Source organism: Nocardioides nematodiphilus, from assembly GCF_020216525.1.
GTDB lineage: Bacteria > Actinomycetota > Actinomycetes > Propionibacteriales > Nocardioidaceae > Nocardioides > Nocardioides nematodiphilus.
Window position 1 is genome coordinate 515,996 of record NZ_JAIWOY010000002.1, and the last position, 11,217, is coordinate 527,212.

At 69.1% G+C, this 11,217-nt stretch carries 13 protein-coding genes; all 13 read right to left on the reverse strand.

Annotation, left to right across the window (positions count from 1 at the left end; genetic code table 11):
* Position 1: 1 nt before the first annotated feature.
* Positions 2–1,444: a F0F1 ATP synthase subunit beta gene (gene atpD / locus KSO98_RS05555; protein WP_225284023.1), complete on the reverse strand. Its 1,443-nt coding sequence runs from the start codon at positions 1,442–1,444 to the stop codon at positions 2–4.
* Between the two features lie 28 nt (positions 1,445–1,472).
* A complete protein-coding gene (locus KSO98_RS05560; protein WP_225284024.1) occupies positions 1,473–2,390 on the reverse strand; it encodes a F0F1 ATP synthase subunit gamma in 918 nt (305 codons plus the stop codon).
* A gap of 3 nt (positions 2,391–2,393) precedes the next feature.
* Positions 2,394–4,034 carry a F0F1 ATP synthase subunit alpha gene (atpA, locus tag KSO98_RS05565; RefSeq protein ID WP_225284025.1) on the reverse strand — a complete coding sequence of 547 codons (1,641 nt, stop codon included), beginning with the start codon at positions 4,032–4,034 and terminating at the stop codon, positions 2,394–2,396.
* Positions 4,035–4,087: 53 nt separating this feature from the next.
* Positions 4,088–4,903 (reverse strand): F0F1 ATP synthase subunit delta, encoded by an 816-nt coding sequence (locus KSO98_RS05570; protein WP_225284026.1) that lies wholly within the window; start codon positions 4,901–4,903, stop codon positions 4,088–4,090.
* Positions 4,903–5,448 (reverse strand): F0F1 ATP synthase subunit B, encoded by a 546-nt coding sequence (locus KSO98_RS05575; RefSeq protein ID WP_225284027.1) that lies wholly within the window; start codon positions 5,446–5,448, stop codon positions 4,903–4,905. The genes KSO98_RS05570 and KSO98_RS05575 overlap by 1 nt, the downstream gene beginning before the upstream one ends.
* A 38-nt stretch (positions 5,449–5,486) precedes the next feature.
* On the reverse strand, positions 5,487–5,690 hold the full coding sequence (gene atpE / locus KSO98_RS05580; protein ID WP_225284028.1) for an ATP synthase F0 subunit C: 204 nt from the start codon (positions 5,688–5,690) through the stop codon (positions 5,487–5,489).
* A gap of 73 nt (positions 5,691–5,763) precedes the next feature.
* Complete coding sequence (atpB, locus tag KSO98_RS05585; RefSeq protein WP_225284029.1) at positions 5,764–6,540, reverse strand: F0F1 ATP synthase subunit A; 777 nt, start codon at positions 6,538–6,540, stop codon at positions 5,764–5,766.
* A gap of 25 nt (positions 6,541–6,565) precedes the next feature.
* Positions 6,566–6,811 carry an AtpZ/AtpI family protein gene (locus tag KSO98_RS05590; RefSeq protein ID WP_225284030.1) on the reverse strand — a complete coding sequence of 82 codons (246 nt, stop codon included), beginning with the start codon at positions 6,809–6,811 and terminating at the stop codon, positions 6,566–6,568.
* Positions 6,812–6,838: 27 nt separating this feature from the next.
* The gene (locus KSO98_RS05595; RefSeq protein ID WP_225284031.1) at positions 6,839–7,279 is read right to left on the reverse strand and encodes a hypothetical protein; all 441 of its coding nucleotides are present in this window, start codon (positions 7,277–7,279) and stop codon (positions 6,839–6,841) included.
* A 127-nt stretch (positions 7,280–7,406) separates the two neighbouring features.
* Positions 7,407–8,546, reverse strand: a complete 1,140-nt coding sequence (locus KSO98_RS05600) for a glycosyltransferase family 4 protein (protein ID WP_225284033.1) — start codon at positions 8,544–8,546, stop codon at positions 7,407–7,409.
* Between the two features lie 3 nt (positions 8,547–8,549).
* Positions 8,550–9,209, reverse strand: coding sequence for an L-threonylcarbamoyladenylate synthase (locus KSO98_RS05605; protein ID WP_225284034.1), 660 nt, complete (start codon positions 9,207–9,209; stop codon positions 8,550–8,552).
* Positions 9,210–9,214: 5 nt separating this feature from the next.
* Positions 9,215–10,069, reverse strand: a complete 855-nt coding sequence (gene prmC, locus KSO98_RS05610) for a peptide chain release factor N(5)-glutamine methyltransferase (protein ID WP_225284036.1) — start codon at positions 10,067–10,069, stop codon at positions 9,215–9,217.
* Entirely contained in the window at positions 10,066–11,139 is a 1,074-nt protein-coding gene (prfA, locus tag KSO98_RS05615; RefSeq protein ID WP_225284038.1) for a peptide chain release factor 1, read from the reverse strand. Before prfA ends, prmC begins: the two co-directional genes overlap by 4 nt.
* Positions 11,140–11,217 lie beyond the last annotated feature (78 nt).

The window sequence follows — 11,217 nt, forward strand, 5'->3', positions numbered from 1 at the left end:
ATCAGAGGCTCTTCTGGATCTCAGCCCAGTTGCGGTCGACGTCGTCGAGGCCGCCGCACATGAAGAACGCCTGCTCGGCCACGTGGTCGTACTCGCCGTCGCAGATCTTGTTGAACGCCTCGATGGTGTCCTGCAGGGAGACCGTCGAGCCCTCGATGCCGGTGAACTGCTTGGCGACGTAGGTGTTCTGCGACAGGAAGCGCTGGATACGACGCGCGCGGTGGACCACGGTGCGGTCCTCCTCGGAGAGCTCGTCGACACCGAGGATGGCGATGATGTCCTGGAGCTCCTTGTTGCGCTGCAGGATCTGCTTCACCCGGATGGCCGCGTTGTAGTGCTCCTCGCCGATGTACTGCGGGTCGAGGATGCGCGACGTCGAGGTCAGCGGGTCGACGGCCGGGTAGATACCGAGCGAGGCGATCTCACGCGAGAGCTCGGTGGTGGCGTCGAGGTGGGCGAACGTGGTCGCCGGAGCCGGGTCGGTGTAGTCATCGGCCGGCACGTAGATCGCCTGCATCGAGGTGATCGAGTGACCGCGCGTCGAGGTGATGCGCTCCTGGAGGAGGCCCATCTCGTCGGCGAGGTTCGGCTGGTAGCCAACGGCCGAGGGCATGCGACCGAGAAGGGTCGAGACCTCGGAGCCGGCCTGGGTGAAGCGGAAGATGTTGTCGATGAACAGAAGCACGTCCTGCTTCTGGACGTCACGGAAGTACTCCGCCATCGTCAGGGCCGACAGGGCGACACGCAGTCGCGTGCCCGGCGGCTCGTCCATCTGACCGAAGACCAGGGCCGTCTGGCCGAAGACGCCGGCGTCCTGCATCTCGTGGATCAGGTCGTTGCCCTCACGGGTCCGCTCGCCGACACCGGCGAACGTCGAGACGCCACCGTGGTTGCGCGCGACGCGAGCGATCATCTCCTGGATCAGAACGGTCTTGCCGACACCGGCACCACCGAACAGACCGATCTTGCCGCCCTGGACGTACGGGGTGAGCAGGTCGATGACCTTGATGCCCGTCTCGAACATCTGGGTCTTCGGCTCGAGCTGGTCGAAGTCGGGAGCCTTGCGGTGGATGCCCCAGCGCTCCTTGACCTCGACGGTCTCGCCCGGCTCGAGGTTGAGCATGTCGCCGGTGGCGTTGAAGACCTTGCCGAGGGTGACATCACCGACGGGGACGGTGATCATGTCGCCGGTGTCCCGCACGGCGCCACCGCGGACCATGCCGTCGGTCGGCTTCAGCGAGATCGCGCGGACGACCCCGTCACCGATGTGCTGGGCCACCTCGAGCGGGAGGGTGGTGGACTCGCCGCCGAGGATGACCTCGGTCTCGAGCTTGTTGTAGATAGCCGGCATGTTGTCGACGGGGAACTCCACGTCGACGACCGGGCCGATGACACGGACGATGCGTCCGGTCGCCGTCTGGGTCTCGTCAACCGTTGCGGTCATGGTTTCGGTGTCCTTCTCGAGTGGGTTCTCAGTCGTTGGCAGCGGTGGCATCGGCCAGGGCGTTGACGCCACCGACGATCTCGCTGATCTCCTGCGTGATGCCAGCCTGGCGAGCCTGGTTGGCGATCCGCGTGTACTTCTTGATGAGCTCCTGGGCGTTGTCCGTGGCGGACTTCATCGCCTTCTGGCGCGCGGCCAGCTCGGAGGCCGCGGCCTGCAGCATCGAGAACCAGATCCGGCTCACGACGTACTGCGGCAGCAGCGAGTCCAGCACCTGCTCGGGGCTGGGCTCGAACTCGTAGAGCGGCAGCACGTCGCCGGGCTCCGGCTTCGCCTCACCCTCGACGACCTCCAGGGGCAGCAGGCGCACGGCCTGCGGCTCCTGGCGGAGCATCGACAGGAAGCGGGTCGAGACGAGGTGCACCTCGTGCACGCCCTCAGCACCCAGCTCCTGGCCCGCGAGGAACGCGTCGATCAGCGTCGAGCCGATCTCCTGCGCCACCTCGAACGTCGGCTGGTCCGAGCCACCCGTCCACGTCTTGACGACGGGACGGTTGCGGAACTTGAAGTACGCCTCGGCCTTGCGACCGGACACGTACAGGTCCACGGACTTGCCCTCGGCCTGGAGCTTCGCCACCAGGCCCTCCGCCTCGCGGAGGACGTTGGCGGCGTACGCCCCGGCCAGGCCGCGGTCGCTCGCGATCACGAGGACGGCGGCCCGGTCCGGCGAGGCCGGCTCGGTGGTCAGGGCGTGGTCGACGTTGGAGTACGTCGCCACGGCCGAGACCGCCCGGGTCAGCTCTCGAGCGTACGGCGCGGCCGCGTTGGCCCGCTGCTGCGCCTTGATGATGCGGGACGCAGCAATGAGCTCCATGGCGCGCGTGATCTTCTTCATCGACTCCGTCGACTTGATCCGCGCACGGTACTCACGCAGCGAAACGGCCATGGATCAGGCTCGCTTCTGCTTGACGATCTGCTCCTGAGCGACGTCGCCGTCCTCAAGCGCGTCGGCCTTGGCCGAACCCGGCTTGATCGACTCGCCGTCCGAGGTCTCGAACTCGTTCAGGAACGCGTCGTACGCGCTGGTGAGCTGCGACTCGGTGGAGTCCTCGAACTTCAGCGTCTCGCGGATGCCGTCCAGGATGCCCGGCTGCGAACGACGCAGGTAGTCGAGGAACTCGCGCTCGAACTTGATGACGTCGACGACCGGTAGCGCGTCGAGGCGACCCGAGGTGCCGAGCCACAGCGAGACGGTCATGTCCTCGATGGAGTACGGGGAGTAGGCCGGCTGCTTGAGCAGCGCCATCAGGCGCTGACCCCGGGCGAGCTGCTGCTTGGAGGCGGCGTCGAGGTCCGAGGCGAACATGGCGAACGCCTCCATGGCGCGGAACTGCGCCAGGTCGACCTTGAGCGAGCCGGTGACGGCCTTCATCGCCTTGGTCATGGCCGCGCCACCGACGCGGGAGACCGAGACGCCGACGTCGATGGCCGGCCGCTGGTTGGCCGCGAACAGGTCGGACTGCAGGAAGATCTGACCGTCGGTGATGGAGATGACGTTGGTCGGGATGAACGCCGAGACGTCGTTGGCCTTGGTCTCGATGATCGGCAGACCCGTCATCGAGCCGGCGCCGAGGTCGTCGGAGAGCTTCGCGCAACGCTCCAGCAGGCGGGAGTGCAGGTAGAAGACGTCACCCGGGTAGGCCTCGCGGCCCGGCGGACGACGGAGCAGCAGCGAGACCGCGCGGTAGGCCTCGGCCTGCTTGGTCAGGTCATCGAAGACGATGAGGACGTGCTTGCCCTCGTACATCCAGTGCTGGCCGATGGCCGAGCCGGTGTACGGCGCGAGGTACTTGAAGCCGGCCGAGTCGGACGCCGGAGCGGCGACGATGGTCGTGTACTCGAGAGCACCGGCCTCCTCGAGCGCGCTGCGGACCGACGCGATGGTCGAGCCCTTCTGGCCGATGGCGACGTAGATGCAGCGGACCTGCTTCGACGGGTCACCGGTGGCCCAGTTGGCCTTCTGGTTGATGATCGTGTCGATCGCGACCGTGGTCTTGCCGGTGGCGCGGTCGCCGATGATCAGCTGACGCTGACCACGGCCGATCGGGGTCATGGCGTCGATCGCCTTGATGCCGGTGGCGAGCGGCTCGTGCACCGACTTGCGCTGCATGACGCCCGGCGCCTGGAGCTCGAGCGCACGACGACCGGAGGTCGCGATCTCGCCGAGGCCGTCGATCGGGGTGCCGAGCGGGTCGACGACGCGGCCGAGGTAGCCCTCGCCGACGGCGACGGAGAGGACCTCGCCCGTACGACGGACGACCTGGCCCTCCTCGATCTTGTCGAAGTCACCGAGGACGACGGCGCCGATCTCGCGGGTGTCGAGGTTCAGGGCGAGGCCCAGGGTGCCGTCCTCGAACTCCAGAAGCTCGTTCGCCATGGCCGAGGGCAGACCGGACACACGGGCGATGCCGTCAGCGGTCTGCGCGACCGTGCCGACCTCCTCGGTCTTCGCAGCCTCCGGCTGGTAGTCGGCGACGTACTTCGCCAGCGCGTCGCGGATCTCCTCCGGACGGATGGTCAGCTCCGTCATCTCAGATGCCTTCTCTCTTGTCTGTCTAAGTCTGCTGCGGTGGGTGCGGGCGGTCAGCCGGCCAGGAGGCGGCGGGCGTCGTCGAGGCGGCTGGCCACGGTCCCATCGATGACGTCGTCACCGATCTCGACCTTGATGCCACCCACGACGGCCGGGTCGACCAGCACGTTCAGGTGGACCGGGCGGCCGTACTGGCGCTCGAGGGCTGCGGCGAGACGCGAGGTCTCGGCATCGCCGAGCGGCTTGGCGACGCGGACCGTCGCGACGCCCTCGTTGTAGGCCGCGGCGGCGACCTTCTGGTACTCGTTCAGCGCCACCGACACGGTGCGGTAGGTGCCCGCGAGGGCCTGCTTGGCGAGGGTGGCGGTGGCCGCGAGGACCTTGCCGCCGAGGAGCGAGTCGAGCAGGGCCGACTTGTCGGCGACCGATCGGCTCGGGTCGGAGAGCGCGTCGCGCAGCTCCGCGTTGTCCTGGACCAGCTGGCGCAGGCCGAAGAGCTCGTCGGAGAGGCGCTTGGCGTCACCGGAGCCGGCCGAGCGGACCACAGCGATCTCGCTGAGGTGCTCGAGCGCGGCGGGCAGGTCCCCGCCGTGGGTCCACCGTCGCGTGACGGCGGAGATGACGATCGTCAGGGCGCCGGCGGCGAGCTTGCCGCCGAAGATCTGCTGGACCAGGCCGGACTTGGCCTGCTCCGCGACCGCCTGGTCGGTGAGGAACCGACGCAGCGTGCCCTCGGCACGCAGCGTCTGGGACGCCGAGAACAGCGAGGACGCGATCTCGGCGGCCACACCCTCCGAGCCGGAGACAGTCGTCTCCAGCTCGGAGGTCAGGCTCGCAACGGCGTCCGCGGATGCACCACGAACGTCCATCAGTTCACCCCGGCCTCGAGGTCAGCCAGGAAGCGCTCGACGACACGGCTCTGCCGAGCGTCGTCCTCCAGGCTCTCGCCCACGATGCGGCCGGCGAGGCCGGTCGCGAGGGAGCCGACCTCAGCGCGCAGGGCGGTGACCGCCTGCTGACGCTCGGCCTCGATCTGGGTCTTGCCGTGCTCGACGATGCGGTCGGCCTCGGCCTGGGCCTGGGTACGCATCTCGCTCACGATCTGCGCACCCTGGGCACGCGCCTCCTCACGGATGCGCGCGGCCTCGTGCCGGGCCTCGGCGAGCTGCTGCTCGAGCTCGGCGAGCTTGGCGTCGGCCTCGGCCTGCTTGCTCTCCGCTGCAGCGAGTCCGCCCTCGATCGCGGTGGCGCGCTCGCTGAAGGTCTGCTCGAACTTGGGGGCCACGAACTTCGTGATCAGGAAGAGCAGGATGCCGAACGTGACGAGCGAGAGGATGAACTCGACGGGCACGAAGGCCAGCGGGTTCTTCTTCTCCTCCGACGCCACGGCGTTGAGGATCAGAACTGTCTGCATGGGGCAGCTTCCTTGTCAGGTACCGCGAAACGCGTGGGTCAGAGGGCGAACGCGAGGGCGATACCGATGATCGCCAGCGCCTCGGCGAGCGCGAAGCCAAGGATCGCGATCGACTGGAGGCGGCTCTGCGCCTCGGGCTGGCGGGCAACGCCGGAGATGTAGGCCGCGAAGATGAGGCCGATACCGACACCGGGGCCGATGGCAGCCAGACCGTAGCCGACCATGTTCAGGGAGCCGTCCATGACTCTCTTCCTTTCGGTTGTTCTCTATTTGAGAGGGGGTAAAGCGGTGGTGGAGCCGGGTGATCCGGGTGGATCAGTGCTCGTCGGCGAGTGCACCCTGGAGGTACATCGCGTTGAGCAGGGTGAAGACGTAGGCCTGCAGGAACTGGACCAGGATCTCCAGGAACGAGACCAGGATCGCCAGGACCCAGGCGAGCGGGCCGGCGGCGTAGCCGATGCCGCCCACGTGCTCGATGAGGTAGAGGCCGCCGGTCGCGAACAGCATCAGCAGGAGGTGGCCCGCGAACATGTTGCAGAACAGACGCAGAGCCAGCGTGACCGGGCGGATCAGCAGGTTGGAGAAGAACTCCAGCGGGATCAGCAGCGGGTACATCGCGACCGGGACGCCGGCCGGGACGCACTGCAGCTTCAGGTAGCCCAGGAAGCCGTGCTTCTTGATGCCGACCGCGTTGTAGAGCACCCAGCTCACGGCGGCCAGCGCGTACGCCATCGAGGCGCGCGAGAAGGACGGGAACGCGATCAGCGGCACGGAGCCGAAGATGTTGTTCACGAAGATGAAGAAGAAGACCGTCACCAGGTAGGGGACGAACCTCGCGAAGTCATGGCTGCCGATGATGTCGCGGCCGATGCTGTTGCGGACCATCCCGTAGGCGCTCTCGCCGGCGAACTGCAGCTTGCCGGGGACCAGGGTGCCGCGGCGGATCGCGAGCGCGAAGAACGCGAACACGATGATGGCCGCGAGGACCAGCTGGATCATCGGCTTGGTGATCTCGGTGCCACCGATGCTGAAGAAGCCCGGGAGGTCGAAGTCCGCCGGGCCCGGGGCGTGGAAACTCTCGGCTCGGATCACGGAACTCACTGTTCCTCCTGCTTCGTCATGTCTTGTCGTCGTACGGCGGTTGCTTGGGTTGGTGCGGCTTGTTGAAGCGCGACCAGGTCATGTAGATCCCGAACGCGGCTCCGGCGATGATGCCGACCGCTACCAGGAAGTGGGTGCCCAGCCAGCGATCCAGCAGGAAGCCGATCAGTCCGTAGAGACCGACGCCCGCCGTGATGTAGCCGAACGAATGCCACGGGTCCCCTTGCGGTTCGTCCGAAGACGATCGCTCGGGACCGTTCACGCCCCGGAGGATAACAGTCACCGGCACTCATCGCTCCCCCGCCATGGCGCTCTGGGCGGGCAGGTCGAAGACCGGCGTCCGGCGACGGACCGCCAGCGTGATCTGCGCGACCGTCCAGGCGAGCACGACGCCGATCACCGAGGTCGCCAGCGCACGGGCCTCGGCCGGAGCGGCGAAGACGTGCGAGTGGTCGATCGCGATGAGGAGCACGAGCAGCAGGACCAGCTGCAAGGTATAGGTCAGGAGGGCGACGACCAGTGCCGCTGCCGGCATCACGCTCGCGACCAGGTCGACCAGGAAGGAGCCGAAGAACAGGACACCGATGCCGATGCCGGCGCCGGCGAGGGCCGCACCGAGTGCGCCGTGTCCGCTCAGGAGCTCGGCGCCGAGGCCGATCAGCAGTCCGACCACCACGGCAAATGACGCGGCGACGAGGAGCTGACCGGCGCTCGTGGCGCGGCTGGTCATGCTCGACTCGGTCGTCAACATTGGCGGCCGTTCTGTTCAAAAGGGCGGTCGTCGTACGTCTCGGGAAGGTCCCCCTCAACGCTCGTGAACGCTATCACGAGCGTGCTTCACGCCTGAAATGGATCGATCAAGGGGCGTCCGGAGCGGGGTGCCCCGGGGCCGAGACCTTGGGCAGCAGGAAGGTCAGCGAGAGGGTGATGACGACCATCACGCCGATGGCCGACCACATCAATGGACCTGTATAGAGGCTGGCCAGGACCGATCCGAAGCCGATCAGCGCGGCCCACAGCCACATGATCAGCACCGCACGGCGCTGGGAGTGGCCGATCTCCAGCAGTCGGTGGTGCAGGTGGAGCTTGTCGGGCGCGAACGGCGAGCGGCCGGCCCGGGTGCGTCGTACGACCGCCAGCACCAGATCGGTGAACGGGACGATCAGGATCGTCACCGGTAGCAGCACCGGGAGGAGCGTGGGCAGCAGGCTCGCCTTCGCCCCGTCGGCGCCCGAGGTGAGGTCGGCCGAGGAGAACTGGCCCGAGAGACTGACTGCGCTGGCGGCCAGGACCAGGCCGATCAGCATCGAGCCGCTGTCGCCCATGAAGAGGCGCGCGGGGTGCCAGTTGTGGACCAGGAACCCGGCGCAGGCTCCCGCGAGCGCGGCGCTCAGGAGCGCGGGCGTGGCGGCGCGGGGCAGGTCGTTGGCGCGCAGCAGCTCGTAGGAGAAGAGGAAGAACGAGACCGCGCCGATGCCGACCACCCCGGCCGCGAGACCGTCGAGCCCGTCGACGAAGTTGACCGCGTTGATGGTCGCCACGACCACCAGTCCGGTCAGCAGCGCCCCCTGGGCCGGGTCGAGCGAGAAGACGCGGCCCTCGGACCAGGTGATGAAGGTGTACTGGATGCCGAACCAGATGAGCACCCCGACGGCGAGGATCTGACCGCCCAGCTTGGTGAGCGCATCCAGCTCGAAGATGTCGTCGAGCACCCCGACCGCGCAGATCAGCGCCCCGGCCGCCAGCACGATGCCGGCGTCGTGCACCACGAACGGCTGCGTCTCGGCGAGGAACGGCATGTGCCGCGCGACCAGGTAGGCGGCACCGAGGCCGCCGAGCATCGCCAGACCTCCCATGTACGGGATCGGCTCGGCGTGCACGTCACGGTCGCGCACCTTCGCGACGGCGCCGGTGCGCAGCGCGACCTCACGGGCCACCACGGTCAGCAGGAAGGTGACCGCGCCGGCGACGAGGAAGAGCAGGAGGTAGACCCGCATGGATCAGACCACGCCCTGGACACTGACCCCGTGAGCGGCCAGGACCGCGTCGATGCGCTCCACGGAGAGGGCGCCCAGCCGCAGCAGGCGGGGCTCGGCGGCGGTGGCGTCCAGGATCGTGGAGGCCTCTCCCCCGGGCACGGTGCCGTCGTCGACGATCACGATGACGTCCTCGCCGAGCATCTCCTCGGCGGCGTCGGCGTCCAGCGCTGCGGCGCGGCCGGTCTTGTTCGCCGAGCTGACCGCGAGGGGACCCGTACGGCCGAGGATCTCCAGGGCCACGGCATGGTCGGGGACGCGGACCGCGACCGTGCCGCGGGTCTCGCCCAGGTCCCATTGGAGCGAGGACTGCTGATGCAGGACGACGGTCAGCGGGCCGGGCCAGAACTCGACGAACAGGGCACGGGCCCAGTCGGGGATGTCGATGGCGAGGGCGTCGACGGTGCTCGGGGCGGCGACGAGGACCGGCGGCGGCATCTCACGGCCCCGGCCCTTGGCCGCCAGCAGCTTGCGGACCGCGGCGGCGTCGAAGGCGTCGGCGGCGATGCCGTACACGGTGTCGGTCGGGATGACGGCGACCTCGCCCGCGCGGAGCGCCTGCACGGCCGCGCTGACCGCGGCCTCGCGCTCCTCGTCGGTGCCGGTGGTGAAGCGCTTGCTCATGGAGGTCATCGTGCCAGCCTCGCGGTCACGTAGCGCGGTCGACCTGCCAGGTCGAGATGGTCGCGGACGTCGATCCACCGGCCGGTGGCCGCGAAGATCGCGGGCGCGCCGCCCGCAGCGCCATCAGGGCCCTGCTCGTCCGCGTGCTCGAAGCCGACCACGCCGCCGGGCGTGAGCAGCAGGGCTGCGCGCTGCTCGAGGACGCGGATCGCGTCCAGCCCGTCCTGGCCGGAGAAGAGGGCCAGGTGCGGGTCGTGGTCGCGGGCCTCGGTGGCGACCGACTCCCACGCCTCGAGCGGGATGTACGGCGGGTTGCAGACCACCACGTCGACGGCGCCGAGCAGGTCGTCGAAGGCGGTGGCCATGTCGCCCTGTCGCAGATCGACACCCGTGTCGGCGAGGTTCCGCTCGGCCCAGGGGAAGGCGTCCTCGGAGAGCTCCACCGCGTGCACCTCGGCGCCCGGGACCTCGTCCTTGATCGCCTTGGCGATGGCGCCCGAGCCGGTGCACAGGTCGATGACGACCGGGGCCTCGACCAGCGACGCCTGCTCGATGGCCCAGCCGGCCAACAGCTCGGTCTCGGGGCGCGGCACGAAGACGCCGGGGCCCACAGCCAGCTCGACGTGGCGGAAGTACGCGGTGCCGGTGAGGTGCTGCAGCGGCTCGCGGGCGGCCCGGCGCGCGATGAGCGTCCCGTACGCCTCGATGTGGGCGGCCTCCACCTCATCGACCAGCGCCAGCTGGGACCGGGTCGTGCCGAGCACGTGGGCGAGCAGCTCGGCCGCGTCGTGCTCGGGGCTGGCGACTCCCCCGTCCCGCAGGCGGTCGGTCGCGCTCGCGAGCAGCTCGCGACGCCTCACTTCTCGAGCGCCTCGAGCCGGGCGGCGAGGTCGGCCTCGACCGCCGAGTTGAGCACCGGACCGAGGTCGCCGTCGAGCACCTGGTCGAGGTTGTAGGCCTTGTAGCCGGTGCGGTGGTCGGAGATCCGGTTCTCGGGGTAGTTGTAGGTGCGGATCCGCTCGGAGCGGTCGACCGTACGGACCTGCGAGCGGCGGGCGTCGCTGGCCTCGGCGTCGGCCGCCTCCTGGGCCGCGGCGAGCAGCCGGGCGCGCAGGACCCGCATCGCGGACTCCTTGTTCTGCAGCTGCGACTTCTCGTTCTGGCACGAGACGACGATGCCGGTCGGGAGGTGGGTGATCCGGACCGCGGAGTCGGTGGTGTTGACGCTCTGCCCGCCGGGGCCGCCGGAGCGGAAGACGTCGATGCGCAGGTCGTTCTCGTTGATCTCGACGTCGACGGTCTCGGCCTCCGGCATCACCAGGACGCCGGCGGCCGACGTGTGGATGCGGCCCTGGGACTCCGTGGCGGGCACGCGCTGGACGCGGTGCACGCCGCCCTCGAACTTGAGCTGCCCGTACGGGGCCTCCCCCGGCGCGGGCGTCCCCTTCGCCTTCACCGCGACGGTGACGGACTTGTAGCCGCCCAGGTCGGACTCGTTGGCGTCGATCAGCTCGACCTTCCAGCCGAGGCGCTCGGCGTAGCGCATGTACATCCGCAGCAGGTCGCCGGCGAAGAGGGCCGACTCCTCGCCGCCCTCCCCCGACTTCACCTCGAGGATCGCGTCCTTGTCATCGGTGGGGTCGCGGGGCACGAGCAGTCGGCGCAGCCGCTCCTCGGCCTCGACGCGACGCGCCGACAGCGTCTCGACCTCATCGGCGAAGTCCGGGTCGTCGGCGGCGAGCTCGCGCGCCGCCTCGACGTCGCCCTCGAGCTGGGTGAGGTCGCGCCACGCGCCGATGATCGCGTTGAGCTCGGCGTAGCGCTGGTTGAGCTTCTTGGCCAGGCGCGCGTCGGCATGCGTCTCGGGCTCGGCCAGCCGGCTCTCCAGCGCGGCGTGCTCCTCGACGAGTCCCTCAACTGCTTCGAACATGACCTACTCCGACCGGCGACTGGGTGCGTGTGGGGAAATGACGAGCGCCGACCTTCCCGCGATCGGGAAGGTCGGCGC

What these genes read in the sequence shown, in the direction of transcription:
- atpD (WP_225284023.1), bottom strand. Translation starts at nt 1,444, where the DNA reads ATGACCGCAACGGTTGACGAGACCCAGACGGCGACCGGACGCATCGTC.
- KSO98_RS05560 (WP_225284024.1), bottom strand. Translation starts at nt 2,390, where the DNA reads ATGGCCGTTTCGCTGCGTGAGTACCGTGCGCGGATCAAGTCGACGGAG.
- atpA (WP_225284025.1), bottom strand. Translation starts at nt 4,034, where the DNA reads ATGACGGAGCTGACCATCCGTCCGGAGGAGATCCGCGACGCGCTGGCG.
- KSO98_RS05570 (WP_225284026.1), bottom strand. Translation starts at nt 4,903, where the DNA reads ATGGACGTTCGTGGTGCATCCGCGGACGCCGTTGCGAGCCTGACCTCC.
- KSO98_RS05575 (WP_225284027.1), bottom strand. Translation starts at nt 5,448, where the DNA reads ATGCAGACAGTTCTGATCCTCAACGCCGTGGCGTCGGAGGAGAAGAAG.
- atpE (WP_225284028.1), bottom strand. Translation starts at nt 5,690, where the DNA reads ATGGACGGCTCCCTGAACATGGTCGGCTACGGTCTGGCTGCCATCGGC.
- KSO98_RS05595 (WP_225284031.1), bottom strand. Translation starts at nt 7,279, where the DNA reads ATGACCAGCCGCGCCACGAGCGCCGGTCAGCTCCTCGTCGCCGCGTCA.
- KSO98_RS05600 (WP_225284033.1), bottom strand. Translation starts at nt 8,546, where the DNA reads ATGCGGGTCTACCTCCTGCTCTTCCTCGTCGCCGGCGCGGTCACCTTC.
- KSO98_RS05605 (WP_225284034.1), bottom strand. Translation starts at nt 9,209, where the DNA reads ATGAGCAAGCGCTTCACCACCGGCACCGACGAGGAGCGCGAGGCCGCG.
- prfA (WP_225284038.1), bottom strand. Translation starts at nt 11,139, where the DNA reads ATGTTCGAAGCAGTTGAGGGACTCGTCGAGGAGCACGCCGCGCTGGAG.